This is a genomic window from Cupriavidus necator, assembly GCF_013141915.1.
Lineage (GTDB): Bacteria > Pseudomonadota > Gammaproteobacteria > Burkholderiales > Burkholderiaceae > Cupriavidus > Cupriavidus necator_B.
In genome coordinates this window covers 1,035,647-1,055,049 of the sequence record NZ_SROX01000001.1, presented here as the reverse complement: position 1 = coordinate 1,055,049, position 19,403 = coordinate 1,035,647, and the positions used below count along the sequence as shown (strand labels likewise).

Below are 19,403 nucleotides of genomic sequence, written 5' to 3'. Positions count from 1 at the left end.
CACGGAGACCACCATGTCCGGCATCAACTACAGCGACAAGATCCCCAACAACGTCAACCTCAGCGAAGACCGCACCCTGCAGCGCGCGCTCGAGCAATGGCAGCCCAACTACCTGAGCTGGTGGAACGACATGGGCCCGGAAGGCTCGCACCAGCATGACATCTACCTGCGCACTGCGATCAGCGTGGACCCGCAGGGCTGGGCCCACTTCGGCCACGTCAAGATGCCGGACTACCGCTGGGGCATCTTCCTGAACCCGGCCGAGGCCAACCGCAAGATCCACTTCGGCGACCACAAGGGCGAGGACGCGTGGCAGGACGTGCCCGGCGAGTACCGCGCCAACCTGCGCCGCATCATCGTGACGCAGGGCGATACCGAGCCTGCGTCGGTCGAGCAGCAGCGCCACCTCGGCCTGACCGCGCCCAGCATGTACGACCTGCGCAACCTGTTCCAGGTGAACGTGGAAGAGGGCCGCCACCTGTGGGCCATGGTCTACCTGCTGCACAAGTATTTCGGCCGCGACGGCCGCGAGGAAGGCGAGGCGCTGCTCGAGCGCCGCAGCGGGCAGCAGGACAACCCGCGCATCCTGCAGGCGTTCAACGAACAGACGCCCGACTGGCTGTCGTTCTTCATGTTCACCTACTTCACCGACCGCGACGGCAAGTTCCAGCTGTGCGCGCTGGCCGAGAGCGCGTTCGACCCGCTGGCGCGCACGACCAAATTCATGCTGACCGAGGAAGCCCACCACATGTTCGTGGGCGAGTCCGGCGTGTCGCGCGTGATCCAGCGCACCTGCCAGGTGATGAACGAACTGAAGACCGACGATCCGGCCAGGCTGCGCGCGGCGGGCGTGATCGACCTGCCGACGCTGCAGCGCTATCTGAATTTCCACTACAGCGTCACCATCGACCTGTTCGGCGCCGACGAGTCCAGCAACGCCGCGACCTTCTACAGTACCGGCCTGAAAGGCCGCTACGAGGAAGGCAAGCGCATGGACGACCATGTGCTGAAGGGCCAGACCTACCGCGTGCTGCAGGCGCAGAACGGACAGCTGACGGAAAAGGAAGTGCCGATGCTCAACGCGCTCAATGAAGTGCTGCGCGACGACTACATCAAGGACAGCATGGCCGGCATCGAGCGCTGGAACAAGGTCATCGACAAGGCCGGCATCCCGTTCCGCCTGAAGGTCCCGCACAAGGCTTTCCACCGCAATATCGGCGCGCTGGCCGGCGTGAAGGTTTCGCCAGACGGCCGCGTGATCTCCGACGCCGAATGGCGCGACTTCCGCGACCAGTGGTTGCCCACCGAGGGCGACCGTGCCTTCGTCGCCAGCCTGATGGGCCGCGTGGTCGAGCCCGGCAAGTTCGCCAACTGGATCGCGCCGCCGGTGATGGGCATCAATCGCCAGCCGGTGGATTTCGAGTACGTGCGCTTCAACTGAGCCACGGTCTTAACCATCGCTCCCTGTTTGCTCCCCTCTCCCGCTTGCGGGAGAGGGGCCGGGGGAGAGGGCAGGCGCATCCACGAAGCGCCACGGCATCAACGACCCTCACCCCGGGCGCCCCTCATCCTGTGGAGACCGCCATGGATATGGCAGAAATTCAAGTCATCAAGCAGCACCTGATCGATCCCGAGATCTGCATCCGCTGCAATACCTGCGAAGCCACCTGCCCGGTGGGCGCGATCACGCACGACTCGCGCAACTATGTGGTCGATGCCGACAAGTGCAACCTGTGCATGGCCTGCATTTCGCCGTGTCCGACGGGATCGATCGACAACTGGCGCGAGATGCCGAAGCTGCGTGCCTATAGCATCGACGAGCAGCTGAGCTGGGACGCCCTGCCGGACCAACTCTCGCCCGAGCAGCTTGCCGACATGGTGCCTGGTGCCGCTATGCAGGCGGCGGCACCCGAGGTTCTCGCGGCATCGCCGCTGGCCGGCAGCAGCGATGAAACCTTCAACAGCGCCCGCCATGGCGCCACCGTGCCGCCGTGGTCGGCCGCGCATGCCTACACTAACCTGTATGGCGCCAGATCCGCGCAGAAGACCATCACCGCCACCGTGACCGGCAACGTGCGCGTGACCGAGGTCGGGCGCGAGTACGACACCCACCATATCGTGCTGGACTTCGGCACCACCCCGTTCCCGGTGCTCGAAGGCCAGTCGATCGGCATTGTCCCGCCAGGCACCGATGCCGGCGGACGCGCGCACCATGCCCGCCAGTACTCGGTAGCCAGTCCGCGCAACGGCGAGCGCCCCGGCTACAACAACCTGTCGCTGACGATCAAGCGGGTGCTGGCAGACCATGACGGCAATCCCGTGCGCGGGGTCGCGTCCAATTACATGTGCGACCTGAAGGTTGGCGACAAGGTGGAAGTGATCGGCCCGTTCGGCGCCAGCTTCCTGATGCCCAACCACCCGCGCTCCAATATCGTGATGATCTGCACCGGCACGGGCAGCGCGCCGATGCGGGCGATGACGGAATGGCGCCGGCGGCTGCGCAAGGCGGGGAAGTTTGACGGCGGCAAGCTGATGCTGTTCTTCGGCGCGCGCACGCGCGAAGAGCTGCCGTACTTTGGCCCGCTGCAGAACCTGCCGAGAGATTTCATCGACATCAACCTGGCGTTCTCGCGCACGCCGGGACAGCCCCGGCGCTATGTGCAGGACCTGATGCGCGAGCGCGCGGTCGACCTCGCGGCGCTGCTGGCATCGCCCGATACCTGCTTCTATGTGTGCGGGCTCAAGAGCATGGAAGAGGGCGTGGTGCTGGCGCTGCGCGATGTGGCGCAGCAGGCCGGGCTGAACTGGGAGCCGCTGGCCGAGGGACTCAAGCGCGATGGGCGCTTGCACCTGGAGACGTATTGAACCAACGCCTTTAGAGCGAGCGACTACGCTAGCCCCACGCAAGTTGTTTCCCCTCTCCCTTTGGGAGAGGGCCAGGGGAGCAAGCCGTCAGCCCGGCACCCTCAATCCGTATCTAGCTGCGCCTTGTGCCGCGACGCCATCTTCTCCTGCTGCGCCGGCGGCACGTTGTCGTAGTGGCTGAACTGGATGGTATAGCTGCCGTGGCCACCGGTGATGCTGTTCAGCCGCGACTGGTAGTCGTTGAGCTCCGACAGCGGCACCTGGCCGGCGACGATCACTGCGTTGCCGGCCGCGGTGCGCGTGCCATGGACCTGGCCCCGCTTGGTCGACAGGTCGCCGATGATGTCGCCCATGGCGTTGCCCGGCGCCGTGACTTCGATATCGACGATTGGCTCGAGCACGCTGGGCCTGGCCTTGAGCACCGCATCGATAAACGCCTTGCGCCCCGCGGTCGCGAACGCGACTTCCTTGGAATCGACCGGGTGGCTCTTGCCGTCATACACGGTGACCCGCACATCCTGCATCGGGAACCCTGCCAGTGGGCCGCTGTCCAGCGCCTGGCGGATGCCTTTCTCGACAGCCGGGATGAACTGCCCGGGAATCGCGCCGCCCTTGACCGCATCGACAAAGTCGAAGCCCGCGCCGCGCGCCAGCGGTTCGACGCGCAGCATCACCTCGCCGAACTGTCCTGCGCCGCCGGTCTGCTTCTTGTGGCGGTGATGGCCCTCGGCCTTGGCGCCGACGGTTTCGCGATAGGCGATCTTGGGCGGGCGGGTCGCCACTTCCAGCTTGTACTGCTCGGTCAGCCGCTCCAGCGCGCAGCGCAGGTGGAACTCGCCCAGGCCGAACACCACGGTCTCGTTGGTGCCGGCCGGATGCTCCACGCGCAGGCATGGGTCTTCCGCGCTGAGCTTGTGCAGGACCTCGGCCAGGCGCTGCTCGTTGCCGCGCCGCGCCGGCTCGATCGCCAGGCCATAGATAGGGGTGGGGAACTCCAGCGGGATCAGGTGGATATCGCCGTCTTCGGTGGCGTCGTGCAGCACCGCGTCGAAGCCCAGTTCATCGACCTTGGCTACCGCGCAGATATCGCCCGGGCCGGCACGCGGCACTTCCTGGGTTTCCTTGCCTTGCAGCCGCAGCAAGTGCGCCACCTTGAACGGCTGGCGGCCCTCGCCGATATAGAGCTGGCTGTCGCGCGTGACCGTGCCCTGGTGGATGCGGAACACCGCCAGCTTGCCCACGTAGGGATCGATTACCACCTTGAACACATGCGCCAGCAGATGCTTGTCCGGCACCGGTTCGGCGCGCACCGCCTTGCGCTGTTCCGTGCCCTCGGCGTCCTCGCCGGTGGAGCGGTAGAACAGCGGCGGGTTGCCTTCGGTGGGATTGGGCAGCAGCCGCACGAACACGTCCAGCAAGGCGTCGATGCCCGCACCGGTGGCGGCCGAGGTAAAGCAGATCGGCACCAGGTGGCCTTCGCGCAGCGCGCGCTCGAATGGCGCGTGCAGTTGTTCCGGGGTGATGGCCTCGCCTTGCTCCAGGTACAGCTCCATCAGCTCTGGGTCGATCTCGATCACCTGGTCGATCAGCGCATCGTGCGCGGCGGCGACCGATAAAAAATCCGACTCGCCGGCCGGATTGAAGAAGCAGTCGACCACCTTGCCGCCGTGGTCGGCCGGCAGGTTGATGGGCAGGCATTCCTTGCCGAAGGCCTCCTGGATCTCCGCCAGCAGCGCGGGCAGGTCCACCTTCTCGCCGTCGATGCCGTTGATGATGATCATCCGGCACAACTGGCGCGCCTGCGCCCACGCCATGGCGCGGCGCGTGGTCATCTCGATGCCGGTCTGCGCATTGATGACGATGGCCGCGGTCTCCACCGCGGCCAGCGCGCTGATGGCGTGCGCGGAGAAATCCGGGTAGCCCGGGGTGTCGATCAGGTAGATGCGGGTGTCGCGGTAGTGCAGGTGGGCGACCGCGGCGCTGAGCGAGCGCTTGTACTTGCGCTCGAGCGGATCGTTGTCGCAGACGGTGGATCCGCGTTCGATGGTGCCGGGCGTGTGCACCGCACCGCCCTTATGCAGCAGCGCCTCGGCCAGCGAGGTCTTGCCGCTGCCTGCGTGCCCAAGCAGGGCGACGGTGCGGATGGCATCGGGACTATCGTGCATGGTGGCTCTCGGTTCGTCCGGCAATGACTCTCTGGGCATTATTGGCGAAATTCGGCGGAAGCGACATAGGTGCGTGGCCGGCACTGCGCCAAGTTGGGCGCAGCGCCCTCGACAAGTGGTGTGACAGTCGCTCTGCGCACCTAACGCACTGCAACATGGCGCACGCCGGGCCTGCTCCCGGGTGTTTGTAATTTGGCCGCACCCTGCCGTGTAATCCCGGGGCGGCCTGCCCGCCTGAATCGCTCGCGCCGGCGCAGAACGCGCGCGCGAGGGTCGCCCAAGGCACCGCCGGCGAGGGCACGATTGTTGCGGAGTTCCTGTCAGCGATGCATATCGCCGGCGCGAAGCCATGACATTGCGTTTCCCCCTGCGTCACGGCTTCGGTCGGATTTCGACCTCAGCAGCGCCGAGACTTTGGAACAAGGAGAGCTGTCATGAATATCGTCTGGCTGGTTGGGGCCGTAGTCATTATCCTTGCGGTGCTCAGCTTCTTCGGCTTGCGCTAGGCCGCATCGCGTGGCCGGCGCGGGCCCGGCTGCCCGCCGCCCGCGCCTGGTCCCCGTAAAACCGCTGCGCCCTTACGAGGGCGCCAGTCCTGTTTCACCCGCCGCAGTCCAATTTCATCTGATCCGACGACGAGCTTTTGCGCCGGTCCGTCCCACAATATCCGGCCAAGACAGCGACAAAACCATCCGAGGAGACAGACATGAGCAAGCATCCGTTCGACCTGACCGGCAAGGTGGCACTGGTGACCGGCGGTAACGGCGGCATCGGCCTGGGCATTGCCGAAGGGCTGGCCGCGGCCGGTGCCGATATCGCGATCTGGGGCACCAACGCGGAAAAGAACGCTGCCGCAGCGGACCGCCTCGCCGCGCATGGGCGCAAGGTGCATGCCGAGCTTTGCGATGTGGGCGACGAGGACGCGGTGGATGCCGCGATGGCGCGCACGGTGGCGGCGCTGGGCCGCATCGACGGCTGCTTTGCCAACGCCGGTGTTGGCAGCGGCAATAAGGGACCGTTCGACCAGATGGCGACCGAGGCCTGGCGCCGGACCCTGCGGGTCAACCTGGACGGCGCCTTCTTCACGCTGCGCGCGGCGGTCCGGCAGATGCTGGTGCAGGGCGAGGGCGGCGTGCTGTGCAGCACGGCCTCGGTGGCGGCGATAGAAGGCGCGCCGCGCTCGGAACACTACGCCGCGACCAAGGGCGGCGTGATCTCGATGATGCGCGGTCTTGCGGTCGAGTACGCGCGCAAGGGCATCCGTGCCCATTCGATCCTGCCCGGCTGGATCAAGACCGAGATGACCAGCGCGGCGCAGGGCAACGATGCCTTCCAGGAAATGGTGCACAAGCGCGTGCCGATGCGCCGCTGGGGCGAGGGCAGCGACTTTGCCGGCATCGCGGTCTACCTGATGAGCCCGGCATCGGCTTACCACACCGGCGATACCTTCGTCATCGACGGCGGCTATACCCTGTTCTGACGCGCCGGGCTTGCCGGCCAGACCTTGCCGCCGCCGACGACATACGCGCGCTCGTCGGCTTGCGGCCGCACCGTGGCATGGCCGGTGAAGGCGCCGAAGGCGGGCAGGATGGCGCCGCGCGGCCCGAACAGGAAGCACGGCAGGCGCAGGCTGTCGGCGCCGCTGCCGCGCAGGCGACAGGCCGGATGCAGGTGGCCGGCCAGCACATAGCCCAGCGGCGAAGCGCCGGGCATATGGCAAAGCGCGAACGGGCCGGCGACGGCCGGCTCCGACACCACGTCGATCTCGAGCGACGCGGGCGGGTCGCCGGCGCGCGCGTCATGGTTGCCGCGTACCAGCGTGCAGCGCAACGGCGCAGGCAATTCCTGGCGCCAGTCGTACAGCGCCTGCAGCACCGATGGCGTGCGCGATGCGCGCGCGTGCAGGAAGTCGCCCAGGAACACCAGTTCATCGACCGGCAGCTGCCGCACCAGGCGGGTCAGCAGCGCCAGGTTGTCGCCGGTGGTGCCGTGCGGCACGGGCTGCCCCAGCGCACGGAAGGCCGCGGCCTTGCCGAAATGCACGTCCGCCACCATCAGCATGCCGGCCGCCGGCCACCACAGGGCATGTTCAGGCAGCAGCCACACGGTTTCGCCGGCTGCCGACACGGCCAGCGCGCCGCCGTCCTGCAAGGTGCGGGCATCGACGTTCATAGCAGCGGCAACGGCCTCGACGGCTTGCGCGGGCGCCGCGGTCGGCGCGCGCTGCGGGCGGACGGGCCGGCATGGTCGGCCATGCCAAAGCGCGCGGCTTCTGCTACTGCCTCGGCCGGCATGCCCGCAGCCTCGCCAGGCTCCGGGCCGGCAGCCAGTTCCAGATCGGCCAGCATCCGTGCGATGCGGTCGGCGAGCTTTTCCGTGCTGAGCTTCTCGCGCAGGAATTCCACCACCAGCGGGAACGACAGCGGCGTGGGGCGCTTCAGCGCGTGCAGGTCCAGCTTCAGCGCCGCCAGCCGTTCCAGCGTCGCGGCGAGCCGGTGCGCATCCAGCTCCTGCATCAGCACCTCGCGTTCGGCCTGGCCCAGCAGCAGGTTGCCGGGGTCATGCTTGCGGAAGACCTCGTAGAACAGGCTCGAAGACGCCTGCAACTGGCGCGCGCTCTTGGGCGCGCCAGGATAGCCCTGGAAGATCAGCCCGGCCACGCGGGCGATCTCGCGAAAGCGGCGCAACGACAGCTCGCCCGCGTTGAGGCTGCCCAGCACGTCGGCGGCCAGGTCGCGCCGGCGTTCGTCGGCCAGGACCTGTGGCAGCCAGTGACCCCAGTCCACCGGCGCCGACGCCAGCAGTTCCAGCCCGTAGTCGTTGACGGCCACCGAGAACGTGGCGGGCACCTGTTGCCCCAGCCGCCACGCCAGCAGGCTGCCCAGCCCAAGATGGACCGAGCGCCCCGCGAACGGATAGAGGAACAGGTGCCAGCCTTCGCGCGATTGCAGCGACTCGGCCAGCAGGGTGTGGCGCGAGGGCAGTGCCGACCACTGCGCCTGCAGGTCCACCAGCGGCTGGATTAGCGGCAGCTCGGGCGTGGTGCGCGGGTCCAGCTGCCCCGCCGCGGCGGCGGCGAGGGTGTCGATCACCGCTTCGGCCAGTTCGGTCGACATCGGCATCTTGCCGCCGTTCCAGCGCGGCACCACCGGGCGCCTGCCCGTGGCGCGGCGCACGAATGCGGTCATTTCCTGCACGCGCACCAGCTCCAGCAGCCGGCCGCCGAACAGGAAGCAGTCGCCCGGTGCCAGCCGCGCGATAAAGCCTTCTTCCACCGAGCCCAGCGAAGCGCCGCCGGTGCCCGCGCGGCTCCAGTAGCGCACCTGCATGGTGGCGTCGCTGACGATGGTGCCGACGCTCATGCGGTGGCGCCGCGCCAGCCCCGCGTCCGGCACGCGCCAGATGCCTTCATCGTCGGGCACGGCGCGGCGGAAGTCCGGATAGGCCGACAGCGTGGCACCACCCTGGCGCACGAAGTCCAGGCACCACTGCCATTCGTCGTCGGTCAGGCCGCGGTAGGCCCAGGCGGAGCGCACTTCCGCCAGCAACGCTTCAGGGCGGAAGCCGCCGCCCAGCGCCACCGTCACCAGATGCTGCACCAGCACGTCGAGCGGCTTGTCGGGCGACTCGCGGGCCTCGATGCGCCCGGCCTGCACCGCGTGCCGCGCGGCCACGGCCTCGACCAGCTCGAGGCTGTGGGTGGGCACCACCGTGACCCGCGAGGCGCGCCCGGGCGCATGGCCGGAACGCCCGGCGCGCTGCAGCAGACGCGCCACGCCCTTGGGCGAGCCCACCTGCAGCACGCGCTCGACCGGCAGGAAGTCGACGCCCAGGTCCAGGCTGGAGGTGCACACCACCGCGCGCAGGGCGCCGTTCTTCAGGTTCAGCTCGACCCATTCGCGCACCGCGCGGTCGAGCGAGCCGTGGTGCAGGGCGATCTCGCCGGCCCATTCCGGCCGCGCGTCGAGCAGGGCCTGGTACCACAGCTCGGCCTGCGAGCGCGTATTGAGGAACACCAGCGTGGTGCTGCTGTGCGCCAGTTCTTCCACCACATGCGGCAGCATCGACAGCCCCAGGTGGCCGGCAAACGGGAAGCGGCTGACGTTGTCGGGCAGCAGCGTGTCGATCACCAGCTTCTTGGGGGTATGGCCATGCACCAGCACGCGCCGCTCGCCGGGGACGCCGCTCAACAGCACGTCGGCCGCGTGTGGCAGGTTGCCCAGCGTGGCCGACAGCCCCCATACCATCAGCGCGGGCTGCCATTGGCGCAGCCGGGCCAGCGCCAGCTGCACTTGCACGCCGCGCTTGTTGCCGAGCAGCTCGTGCCATTCGTCGACCACCACCATGCGCACGCGCCGCAGCGTGTCGTGCGCGTCGGCGCGCGTCAGCATCAGCGTCAGGCTCTCGGGCGTCGTCACCAGTGCGGTGGGGAAGCGCCGCTGCTGCGCCGCGCGCTCGGCGCTGCCGGTGTCGCCGGTGCGCAGCGCGACGGTCCAGTCGACGTCAAGCTCGGCCAGCGGCGCCTGCAGCGCGCGCGTGGTGTCGGCCGCCAGCGCGCGCATCGGCGTCAGCCACAGCACGGTCAGCGGCGGCGCGGGCTTGTCGTGCGCTGGCGCCGCGCGCGGGGTGGCGAACGCCATCAGCGCGCCTAGCCATGCCGCATAGGTCTTGCCGGTGCCAGTGGTGGCATGGAGCAGTCCGCTCTGGCCGCGCGCGATCGCGGTCCAGACTTCGCGCTGGAAAGCGAAGGGCTCCCAGCCGCGCGCGTCGAACAGCGCCTGCATGCCCTGGCCGACGGTCAGCGGCTGCGCGGCTGGCGTGGCGGGGTCGATGGAAGGCACCGCCGGCTGGCGCGCGCTGCGGGGTGGGTTCATGCCGCATCCTCCCGCGGCGTGCCGGCGGCCGGCAGCAGCGCTTCGAGCGTGGCCAGCGTGTCGGCCTCTTCGATCGGCTTGTCGGTGCGCCAGCGCAGCATGCGCGGAAACCGTACCGCGATGCCGCTCTTGTGGCGCCCGCTGCGGGCAATGCCTTCGAAGCCGAGCTCGAAGACCTGCGTCGGTTCCACGCTGCGCACCGGGCCGAATTTCTCCACCGTGGTGCGGCGGATGATGGCGTCGACCGCGCGCATCTCGGCGTCGGTCAGTCCGGAATAGGCCTTGGCGAAGGGCACCAGCGCGCGCCCCGGCGTGCCCGGCGGGCCGTTCCAGACCGCGAAGGTGAAATCGGTATAGAGGCTGGCGCGGCGCCCATGGCCGGGCTGCGCGTAGACCAGCACGGCATCGACCGAGTACGGGTCGATCTTCCACTTCCACCAGACCCCGACATCCTTGGTGCGGCCGGCGCCATAGGCCGCGCTGGCCGCCTTCAGCATGAAGCCTTCCACCCCGAGCTCGCGCGAGGCATCGCGCAGGCGGGCATAGTGTTCCCAGTCGTCGGCTTCCACCAGCGGGCTCAGTTCCAGCGCCGGGTGGACGTGATCGGCCACCACCCGTTCCAGCCGCGCGCGGCGCTCGGATTGCGGCCGGCTGCGCCAGTCCTCGCCCTGCCACTCGATCAGGTCGTACGCCATCAGGATCGCCGGCGCCTCGCGCAGCAGCTTCGCGCCCAGCGTCTTGCGGCCGATGCGCTGTTGCAGCAGCGCGAACGGCTGCACCCGGCCCTGCTGCCAGATCACGATCTCGCCGTCGAGCACGGTGCCGTCCGGCAGCGGCGCTGCGGCTTGCTGCAGTTCCGGGAAGCGCTCGGTAATCAGTTCTTCGCCGCGCGACCACAGCCAGGTCTGGCCGCCGCGCCGCACCAGTTGTGCGCGGATGCCGTCCCACTTCCACTCGACCAGCCACGCGCCGGGCGCGCCCAGCACGGCGCCGAACTGCTCCGGCGGGGCCTGCAGCGGGTGGGCCAGGAAGAACGGATACGGCTGGCCGCTGGCGCGCAGCGCGCGGTCGTCTTCATCCTCCGGCGCCAGCAGGGCCAGGAAGCGCGCCGCGTCGGGCCGGGCCGACAGGTCGGTATAGCCGACCATGCGCTCGGCCACGCGCTTGGGGTCGATGCCCGCCACCTCGCCCAGCGCACGCGTCACCAGCAGCCGCGACACGCCCACGCGAAAGGCGCCGGTGATCAGCTTGAACAGGACCAGCCGGCCATGCGCATCGAGCGGGCGCCACAGCGCGTCGAGCCGCGGCAGCAGCGTTTCCGGCGGCAAACCGCGCAGCGGCAGCAGGCGCTGCTCGACCCATTCGGCCAGGCCGGCGTGGTCGGCGTCCTGCGGCTCTGGCAGCAGCAGCGCGATGGTTTCCGCTAGATCCCCGACGGCCTGGTAGCTTTCTTCGAACAGCCAGTCGGGCAGGTCGGCGGCCTGCCGCGCCAGGTCGCGCAGCAGCGCCACCGGCACGATCTGGCGTGGCTTGCCGCCGGCCAGGAAATAGACCGCCCAGGCGGCATCCGCGGGCGGCGCGGCGCGCAGGTAGTCGACCAGCGCGGCCAGCCGGGCCTTGGTGGAGGTGGTGCCGTCGAGCGCGGCGTAAAGATCGGCGAAGGCCTTCATGTGGCGCCCTGTTCCTCGCCCGCTTCGGCGGACGCCGGCGCGTCCGGGCGCGCGGCCTCATCGTCGTCGCCGTATTCGGTGTCGAAAGCCTGCGCCTGCCAGCCGCGTTCGCCCAGATAGCGCACCATCACCGGCACGTTGCCATGGGTGACGATGATGCGCCCGGCACCGGTGGCGCTGATCGCCCGCAGCAGCCCCGGCCAGTCGGCATGGTCGGACAACGCAAAGCCGCGGTCGACGCCGCGCCGGCGGCGCGTGCCGCGCAACTGCATCCACCCGCTGGCGAAGGCATCCGAGGCATCGCCGAAGCGACGCAGCCACGGCGAGCGCTGCGCCGACGGCGGCGCCACCACCAGCGCCTGGCGCAGCAGCGGGCTGCGCGCGGGCAGTTCGGAAACCAGCGCCGTCGGCGGCAACTCGACGCCGGCCTCGGCATACGCGGCATTGAGCTGCGTCAGCGCGCCGTGCACGATCACCGGGCCAGGCATGCCGTCGGCGCCGGCATGGCGCAGCAGGCCGTGCAGGATGCGCTGCGCCTTGCCAAAGGTGTAGGCGTAGACGATGCTGGCGCGCCCGGCCCGGGCATTGGCCTGCCACCAGCCAAAGATCTCCGCCATCAGCGTGGCCTGGGCGGGCCAGCGGTAGATCGGCAGGCCGAACGTGCTTTCGGTGATGAAGGTGTCGCAGCGCACCGGCTCGAATGGCTCGCAGGTGCCGTCGGCCTCCAGCTTGTAGTCGCCCGAGGCGACCCAGACCTGCCCGCCATGCTCCAGCCGCACCTGCGCGGAGCCCAGTACATGCCCGGCCGGATGCAGGCTCAGCGTGACGCCGTGGTGCCTGATGCGTTCGCCGTAACGCAGGGTATTCAGGTGAATCCCGGGCAGGCGCGCCAGCAGCACGCCGCGTCCGGGCGCCGCGCACAGGTAGTGCGCATGGCCGAAGCGGGCGTGGTCGGAATGGGCATGGGTGATGACGGCGCGCTCGACCGGGCGCCAGGGATCGATGTAGAAGTCACCGGGCGGGCAATAGAGGCCTTCCGGCCGGGCGACGATCAGGTCGCCGGGGCTGGCGGGTTCGGGTGGTAGCTGCCGGATCGGGTCCAAGCGTGCCTCCTGATGCACTGCGGCCGGGGCGTGGCCGCGATGCTCCCGCGGAGGGAGACTTGGGCATCATACTGCGGCGTTGCGCCGGGCGTGGAGGCGGTGGGGGCTGGTTCGGGTGTCGGTGGGGGTCTGACAAAAGGCCGGGCCGGTGAGGCCCGTTTCAGCGCAAGGCGCCGGTAGTTTGCTCCCCTCTCCCGCGTGCGGGAGAGGGGCAGGGGTGAGGGCGGGCGCTGGCGGTAGCGAGGCGGGTCACTTCGTGGGGGCTCTGGCCCTCTCCCCACCCCTCCCCCGCAAGCGGGCGAGGGGTGCGATCGCGACTGGCGGCAGAGAGAGCATGCGCTTTCAGCCGGCAGGGCTTTCAGAACTGCTTACAGCACGTCATCCTTCATGTGATACCAGTGGTACAGCACGCGCTGCCCGAGCCGGCGGAACGGCGCGAACATCTGCGATTCCACCATCTCGCGCACGTTCGGGAACGGCAGCGGGGAGCGGAAGATCGGCAGTTCCGGCAGTGCCGACGACTTGCCGGCGATCAGCGCCGCCAGGCGCTTGCCGGCCTGCGCGGAATACATCACGCCGTTGCCGCCGTAGCCCATCGCGTAGTAGATCGACTGCGCCGGGTCAGGCTGCGTGATGCGCGGCATCATGTCGTGGCTGACGTCGACCCAGCCCCACCAGGAATAGTCGACCTGGATGCCCTGCAGCGCGGGAAACTTGCGGTGCATGTCGGCGATCAGCTTCTGCTTGTACTGGTCCTGCGGCGCGTCGCTGCCGGTGATGGCGCTGCGGCTGCCGATCTGCAGGCGGCCGTCGGGCATCAGCCGGTAGTAGTGGCGCAGGATGCGAGTGTCGGTGATGACCTGCGTGGTGCGGAAGTTGCACGCGGCCAGTTCGTCGGCGGTGAGCGGGCGCGTGACGATGGAGTTCGACAGGATCGGGAACAGCCGGTTCTTCAGCTCGCGGTGCAGCGACTGCGAGGTGTAGCCGCCGGTAGCCACGCCCACGGCGCGGGCGCGCACGATGCCGCCGGGGGTGCGCAGGTAGTGCACGCCGTTGCGGGTTTCCCAGCCGGTCACAGGGCTGGACGGGTGTACCCTGGCGCCCAGTTCACGCGCGCGGCGCAGGTAGCCGAAGGCGAGCTTGCCCGCATGGATGCCGATACCCTCGGGTTCGTGCATGGCGCCGGCGGCTTCCTTGTCGTCGACGTATTCCCGCCGCACGGTGTCGGCGTCGAGGATGCGCGCGTCGTACTTGAACACCTCGCGCAGGATCTTCGCCTCTTTTTCCAGCGCGGGCATCACCTTGTCGCGGTGCGCGATATACAGGTGCCCGCCGGGCTGCGGATCGCAGTCGATGTTCTGGATCAGCCCCTTGAAGGTCTCCATGCCGTCGCAGACTTCCTGGTGCAGCCGCAGCGCGGTATCCAGGCCGTAGCGCTGGATCCACTGCGAGCGCTTGAGCCGCCCCGACGCGCACTGGGCCTGGCCGCCGTTGCGGGTGCTGCAGCCCCAGCTGACGCGGTTGGCCTCGAGCACGGTGGCCTTGATGCCGTATTCCTGCGCCAGGAAGATGGCGCAGGTCAGGCCGGTGAAGCCCGAGCCGATGATGGCCACGTCCACATCGATGTCGTGCGTGATCGGGCCGTCGTCGGCGGGCGGCTCTCCGGCAGTGCCGATCCAGTAGGTGGGCGCGTATTCCCGGCCGTGGCCGGGGGTGGGGGTATGCAGCGGGTCGTAGGCGGGGTCGTACGGCCGGGTCGGCGCGGTCGACTGCTCGCCGGCCAGGAGGCTGCTGCGGGGGGCTACGGCTTGCATGGCGCGTCTCCTGGCTCAGGCTGCGGAGGCGGCCTGCGGTGCCACCACCGGCGGGCGGTCCTTGCGGTAGGCGTTCTTCACCGCGATCTTGCCGTCGCGGAACGTGAACACGTCGACCATGCGCGCCTCGATGCGGGCGCCGTCGGCACGGGTGCCGCGAAAGGTCGATTCGCTGACGCCGCGGTCGCCCACGACGAAGTGGTCGCCATCGACCCATTGCGCATCAGGAAAGGTCTGCCACGCCAGCTGGAAGCCTTCGCGCACCGCCTCGCGGCCGATGAAGCTGCGGCCCAGCAGGTCGGGGCCGGCCACGCCGTGGAAGACGCAGTCATCGGCCATGCAGTCCATCAGCGCGTCGAGGTCGTGGCGGTTCCAGGCGTCGTTGAAGGCTTGCAGCAGTTCGATGCCGGCGGCGGTGTTGTCCTTGGACATGGCTTGTGTCTCCGTGAGTGTGTTTGCCGGTCCGAGGGGAACCGGCCATGACTCGAGGATAGGGAAGCCGGCCGCGGCGCTGTAGCGCCAGTTCGGGACAATCGCTTGGGCCAGCGGCGCAAGCGCGCCGCGGCCTGGGTCAAGCGGCGGGACGGGACCGGGAAGCGGCGGTGGCGGCGGCTGCGGCGCCGCCCGCGGTGGCCTGCAGTTCACGTGCGACACCGGCCAGCTTCCGGATGCCGGGCTCGATGCGATCCAGTGAGATCGACGAGTAACCCAGCCGGAAGCCATTGCGCGGCGCGGGCTCGGCCATGAAGAAGACACTGCCGGGTTCGATCAGCACGCCCTGCAGTTCGGCCAGCCGCGCCAGCGCATCGGCGTCGAGCCAGGACGGCCCCTCGATCCAGCAGGATGCGCCGCCGGCGATTGGCACCGCGTGGAAATCCGGCATATGCGCGGCCAGCGCCGCCAGCACCGCTTCGGCGCGCTCGCGGTGCGCGGCGGCCAGCCGGCGCAGGTGCGCATCGTAGTGGCCCAGCGACAGGAACAGCGAGAATGCGCGCTGGATATAGGCCGATGGGTGCCGCAGCATCAGTCGGCGCGCGCCGCGCAACTCGGCGATCAGCGCCGCCGGGCCGACGATGTAACCGATGCGCAGGCCCGGGGCCAGGCTCTTGGACAGGCTGCCGACATAGATCACGCGGTTGCTGCGGTCCAGGCTCTTGAGCGTCGGGGTGGGGTCGCCCTCGAAGCGGCTTTCGGCCTCGTAGTCGTCCTCGATCAGCACGAAGTCCGCTTCCTCGGCCTGCCGCAGCAGCGCCTGGCGGCGCGCCAGCGGCATGGTGACGGTGGTCGGGCACTGGTGGCCCGGGGTCACGTAGACGTAGTCGCAGGCGCGCTGCGCATCGGACAGCATCAGGCCATCGTCGTCGATTGGCAGCGGCACCAGGTTGGCGGTGTGCGAGCCAAAGATATTGCGTGCGTCCGGGTAGCCGGGGTCTTCGATGCCCACCGGGGTGTCGGGGCTGACCAGCAAATCGGCCAGCAGGTACAGCGCCTGCTGCGCGCCCACGGTGATCACGATCTCGTCGGTGCCGGCCCAGACCCCGCGGCGCGGCAGCACGCGGGTGCGGATCTGCTGCACCAGCGATTCGTCGTCGCGCAGGATCATGTCCTGCGCCCAGTCGTGGATGTCGAGCACGCTCAGCGCCTTCAGGCAGCATTCGCGCCAGTCCGCGGTGGGGAACAGCGCCGGGTCGTACTGGCCGTAGATGAACGGGTAGGGATAGTCGCGCCAGTTGGCGCGCTTGACGATATTGCGCTGCTGCGTGGGACGGAACACGAAGCGGCGTTCCCAGTCAGGTTCGCCCGTGCGTGCGGGCACCGGTTCGCCGCGCAGCGAGGCGACGCCACTGACGCGGGTGCCGAGGATCTCGGGGTTGACGAAGTAGCCGCTGCGCTCGCGCGCGACCAGGTAGCCTTCGTCGACCAGTTGCTGGTAGGCCAGCACCACCGTGTTGCGCGCCACCCGCAACTGCGCCGACAGCTCGCGGCTGCTGGGCAGCGGCTCGCCGTGCGGCAACTGCTCGTCGAGGATGGCGGAGACCAGCATCTGCCGGATCTTGCCCTGCAGGCTCAGACCCGAATGCACATGCTGCTGGAACAGCTGCGACCAGAGGGTGGTGGGAGACTTCAGGCTCATGGGGCAGGGGCGATTCCCGAATGGCGAAGCGCGCCAGCATACCGCACCGGCGCGCCACGTCAGTCATGGTTGGATGGCGTCAGGCATTGGCAGCGCCAGGCATCGATGTTTCGATGCGCCTCAATACTCGTGCAGGTCGCGGCGCGGCAGTTCCGCCAGCGGCACTACCGGATCCACGCCACGCCGAAACAGTTGCCGCGCCGCGTAGGCCACCAGCAGGATCGCGAGGCTGACCACGCCCAGCGCCAGGGGCGTGCGCTGGTCGGGAATAAAGGCCATCGCCACCACGATGCCGAGCATGCCGACGATCGCCACATAGGTCAGGTACGGATAGCACCACATGCGCACGCGCAGCTGGCCCGGCGCTTCGCGCTCCAGCCGCGAACGCAGGCGCAGCTGCGAGATCGCGATCAGGATGTAGACGAAGATGGCCACCGTGCCGTACGAATTCACCAGGAAGGCGAACACCTTATCGGGCGAGACATAGGACATCACCACCGCGCCGTAGCCGAACAGCGTTGCCACCAGGATGGCGCGCACCGGCACGCCGTTGCGGCTGACGCGGGCCAGCGATTGCGGCGCATCGCCGCGGCGGGTCAGCGCAAACAGCATGCGCGAGGACGCGTACAGGCCCGAGTTGAGCGCGGACAGCACCGCGGTCAGCACGATCGCGTTCATGATCTGCGCCGCCGCCGGCACGCCCATCACGTTCAGCGCGCTGACGTACGGCGTGGCGATGCTGGTGGAGTTCCACGGCACCAGGCAGACTACCAGCAGGATCGAGCCGACATAGAACACCAGCACGCGCGTGATCACCGAGCTGGTGGCCTTGGCCACGGCCTTCTGCGGTTCGGCGGTCTCGGCGGCGGCGATGGTGACGATCTCGGCGCCGAAGTAGAAGCCGGTGGCTGCCACCGCGCCGGTCAGCACCGGCACGATGCCGTGCGGCATGAAACCGCCGTTGGCAGTCAGGTTAGCCACCTCCATGCCGTGCGACCCGGGAGCCAGGCCCAGCACGTAGACGCCGGCGACGAACAGGAACACCATGATCGCGGCCACCTTGATCGAGGCAAACCAGAATTCGAACTCGCCGAATGACTTGACCGAGACCAGGTTGGTCAGCGTCAGCATCACCAGAAGCACCAGGCTGATGATCCAGTTGGGCACGTCCGGCAGCCAGTAGCGCACCAGGTCAGCGCCCGCCACGGCTTCCAGCGCCACCACGATGACCCAGAAGTACCAGTACATCCAGCCGGTGAGGAAGCCGGCCAGGTTGCCGATCGCCGGGCGATCGCGCCAGGCTTCGCGTGCATACTCGTAGAAGCCGCCGCTGCCGGGCATGGCGCAGGCCATTTCGCCCAGCATGCGCATCACCAGCACCACCAGCAGCCCGGTGATCAGGAAGGAAATGACCGCGGCCGGGCCGGCCGACTTGATGACGACGCCGCTGCCGACAAAGAGCCCCGCGCCGATCACGCCACCCAGCGCGATCATGGTCATGTGGCGTTGCTTGAGGCCGTGCGATAGTCCGTTTCCGGACGGCGATTGTTGAATCATGTTGTGTCTCCTGTGCTGCGCTTGCTGTCGGTACTGCATTGCAGCCAGTCCAGCGATTAAGGCAGGCGCCACGGCTTCTCTTCGGTATAGGCGGCGGGGCAGTAAATGCCAGCCTGGGGCCGTGGTCGTTGAGTATTTGCAATCCCCGGATGAGGATGGCCTATCCGTACATGTGACTTGTCTCCGGTGTTTGCTTAAAAAATGGAACCAGAAGTTCCGAAAAATTATGGTTTAACCGGAATGTAGGCCGTTCCCGCGGGAAGGTCAACCAGAAGTTTCGATAATTGATATGATTTGACTCTGAAAATGAAACTTACCTATGATGGAGCCAGGCATGAACGATATGCGCCTTGCCAAGAGTGAAGCCAGGCCGGACGGAGACACGCCGGCGCTGCGCTTGTTCGGCCTGCTCGAGGTCATCGCGGAGAAGGACCAGTCCTTCAATCTGCAGGCGCTGGTGGAAGAAACCGGCCTGCCCAAGCCGACGCTGCACCGCATGCTGCAGCAGCTCGAGGCGGCCGGCCTGATCCAGCGCAATGGCGACGGGCGGCAGTACGGCACCGGCCTGCGGCTGCGCCGGCTGGCGGAGAACCTGTTGCTCAACAGCACCTCGCATGGCGCGCGCCACATGGTGCTGCGCCGGCTGGTGGAAGAGGTGGGCGAGAGCTGCAACCTGACCGCGTTCTCCGGCGGCGAGGTGCTGTACCTGGATCGCGTCGAGACCGCGGCGCCGCTGCGCTTCTACCTGCATCCGGGCTCGCGCGTGCCGGCGCACTGCTCGGCCACCGGCAAGCTGTTCCTGGCGCAGCTGGCGCCGGCGCAGCGGCAGCGGCTGCTGGCCAACGTGGAGCTGGAACGCTACACGCAGAACACGCTGACCGACCATGCGCAACTGGAGGCGGAACTGGAACGCGTCAAGCGCGACGGTTATGCGATGGACGATGAGGAATTCCTGCCGGGCCTGGTCTGCATCGGCGTGCTGGTGCCGGCCGCCGACGGCGGCAAGTCCAACCTCGGGCTGGCGCTGCAGGCCCCGGTGATGCGCGTGGCGCGCGACAAGGCGGTGCAGCTGCTGCCCGCGCTGCAGCGCGCGGCGGCGGCGCTGGCGGCAATCGAGGCCGACAGCGCCGGCGGCTGGCAGGGCGGCACCGAGGCCACGGACGCCGCCGAAGAGGACGAATAGCAAGCACGGCGTCACGCGGAACCGCTCCGCTTGCCGCA

The 19,403-nt window shown here is 68.7% G+C and carries 13 protein-coding genes; 4 read left to right on the top strand and 9 right to left on the bottom strand.

The features are described from left to right. Window positions 1-13: 13 nt before the first annotated feature. Window positions 14-1,441 (top strand): benzoyl-CoA 2,3-epoxidase subunit BoxB, encoded by a 1,428-nt coding sequence (gene boxB, locus E5S69_RS04675; protein WP_171513818.1) that lies wholly within the window; start codon window positions 14-16, stop codon window positions 1,439-1,441. Between the two features lie 143 nt (window positions 1,442-1,584). After that, window positions 1,585-2,865 carry a benzoyl-CoA 2,3-epoxidase subunit BoxA gene (gene boxA, locus E5S69_RS04670; RefSeq protein ID WP_171513817.1) on the top strand — a complete coding sequence of 427 codons (1,281 nt, stop codon included), beginning with the start codon at window positions 1,585-1,587 and terminating at the stop codon, window positions 2,863-2,865. Window positions 2,866-2,966: 101 nt separating this feature from the next. Here boxA and fusA read toward each other — a convergent pair whose 3' ends face one another. Next, the gene (gene fusA / locus E5S69_RS04665) at window positions 2,967-5,030 is read right to left on the bottom strand and encodes an elongation factor G (RefSeq protein WP_171513816.1); all 2,064 of its coding nucleotides are present in this window, start codon (window positions 5,028-5,030) and stop codon (window positions 2,967-2,969) included. 706 nt (window positions 5,031-5,736) lie between these two features. Between fusA and E5S69_RS04660 the strand changes: the two genes are divergently transcribed. Continuing rightward, window positions 5,737-6,510: an SDR family NAD(P)-dependent oxidoreductase gene (locus E5S69_RS04660; RefSeq protein ID WP_171513815.1), complete on the top strand. Its 774-nt coding sequence runs from the start codon at window positions 5,737-5,739 to the stop codon at window positions 6,508-6,510. On the opposite strand, the gene pdeM is transcribed toward E5S69_RS04660, so the two are convergent. The 8 genes from pdeM to E5S69_RS04620 form a co-directional block, all read right to left on the bottom strand. Then, complete coding sequence (gene pdeM / locus E5S69_RS04655) at window positions 6,495-7,202, bottom strand: ligase-associated DNA damage response endonuclease PdeM (RefSeq protein WP_171513814.1); 708 nt, start codon at window positions 7,200-7,202, stop codon at window positions 6,495-6,497. The two genes, E5S69_RS04660 and pdeM, sit on opposite strands and share 16 nt — an antisense overlap. Next, a complete protein-coding gene (locus E5S69_RS04650; protein WP_216621197.1) occupies window positions 7,199-9,904 on the bottom strand; it encodes a ligase-associated DNA damage response DEXH box helicase in 2,706 nt (901 codons plus the stop codon). The genes pdeM and E5S69_RS04650 overlap by 4 nt, the downstream gene beginning before the upstream one ends. After that, a complete protein-coding gene (locus E5S69_RS04645) occupies window positions 9,901-11,574 on the bottom strand; it encodes an ATP-dependent DNA ligase (RefSeq protein ID WP_171513813.1) in 1,674 nt (557 codons plus the stop codon). The genes E5S69_RS04650 and E5S69_RS04645 overlap by 4 nt, the downstream gene beginning before the upstream one ends. Beyond that, window positions 11,571-12,677: a ligase-associated DNA damage response exonuclease gene (locus tag E5S69_RS04640; protein ID WP_171513812.1), complete on the bottom strand. Its 1,107-nt coding sequence runs from the start codon at window positions 12,675-12,677 to the stop codon at window positions 11,571-11,573. Before E5S69_RS04640 ends, E5S69_RS04645 begins: the two co-directional genes overlap by 4 nt. Before the next feature lie 368 nt (window positions 12,678-13,045). Beyond that, window positions 13,046-14,491: an NAD(P)/FAD-dependent oxidoreductase gene (locus E5S69_RS04635; protein ID WP_171513811.1), complete on the bottom strand. Its 1,446-nt coding sequence runs from the start codon at window positions 14,489-14,491 to the stop codon at window positions 13,046-13,048. Between the two features lie 15 nt (window positions 14,492-14,506). Next, the gene (locus E5S69_RS04630; protein ID WP_171513810.1) at window positions 14,507-14,923 is read right to left on the bottom strand and encodes a nuclear transport factor 2 family protein; all 417 of its coding nucleotides are present in this window, start codon (window positions 14,921-14,923) and stop codon (window positions 14,507-14,509) included. 139 nt (window positions 14,924-15,062) lie between these two features. Continuing rightward, window positions 15,063-16,625: a PLP-dependent aminotransferase family protein gene (locus E5S69_RS04625; RefSeq protein ID WP_171513809.1), complete on the bottom strand. Its 1,563-nt coding sequence runs from the start codon at window positions 16,623-16,625 to the stop codon at window positions 15,063-15,065. Between the two features lie 120 nt (window positions 16,626-16,745). Beyond that, complete coding sequence (locus E5S69_RS04620) at window positions 16,746-18,182, bottom strand: amino acid permease (protein ID WP_171513808.1); 1,437 nt, start codon at window positions 18,180-18,182, stop codon at window positions 16,746-16,748. A 334-nt stretch (window positions 18,183-18,516) separates the two neighbouring features. On the opposite strand from E5S69_RS04620, the gene E5S69_RS04615 reads away from it, so the two are divergent. Then, window positions 18,517-19,365 (top strand): IclR family transcriptional regulator, encoded by an 849-nt coding sequence (locus E5S69_RS04615; protein ID WP_171513807.1) that lies wholly within the window; start codon window positions 18,517-18,519, stop codon window positions 19,363-19,365. The last annotated feature ends 38 nt before the right edge of the window (window positions 19,366-19,403 follow it).

Coding starts and splice junctions, on each gene's coding strand:
- E5S69_RS04625 (WP_171513809.1), bottom strand. CDS start 16,625: ATGAGCCTGAAGTCTCCCACCACCCTCTGGTCGCAGCTGTTCCAGCAG.
- pdeM (WP_171513814.1), bottom strand. CDS start 7,202: ATGAACGTCGATGCCCGCACCTTGCAGGACGGCGGCGCGCTGGCCGTG.
- E5S69_RS04645 (WP_171513813.1), bottom strand. CDS start 11,574: ATGAAGGCCTTCGCCGATCTTTACGCCGCGCTCGACGGCACCACCTCC.
- E5S69_RS04615 (WP_171513807.1), top strand. CDS start 18,517: ATGAACGATATGCGCCTTGCCAAGAGTGAAGCCAGGCCGGACGGAGAC.
- fusA (WP_171513816.1), bottom strand. CDS start 5,030: ATGCACGATAGTCCCGATGCCATCCGCACCGTCGCCCTGCTTGGGCAC.
- E5S69_RS04620 (WP_171513808.1), bottom strand. CDS start 18,182: ATGATTCAACAATCGCCGTCCGGAAACGGACTATCGCACGGCCTCAAG.
- boxA (WP_171513817.1), top strand. CDS start 1,585: ATGGATATGGCAGAAATTCAAGTCATCAAGCAGCACCTGATCGATCCC.
- E5S69_RS04630 (WP_171513810.1), bottom strand. CDS start 14,923: ATGTCCAAGGACAACACCGCCGCCGGCATCGAACTGCTGCAAGCCTTC.
- E5S69_RS04660 (WP_171513815.1), top strand. CDS start 5,737: ATGAGCAAGCATCCGTTCGACCTGACCGGCAAGGTGGCACTGGTGACC.
- boxB (WP_171513818.1), top strand. CDS start 14: ATGTCCGGCATCAACTACAGCGACAAGATCCCCAACAACGTCAACCTC.
- E5S69_RS04635 (WP_171513811.1), bottom strand. CDS start 14,491: ATGCAAGCCGTAGCCCCCCGCAGCAGCCTCCTGGCCGGCGAGCAGTCG.
- E5S69_RS04650 (WP_216621197.1), bottom strand. CDS start 9,904: ATGAACCCACCCCGCAGCGCGCGCCAGCCGGCGGTGCCTTCCATCGAC.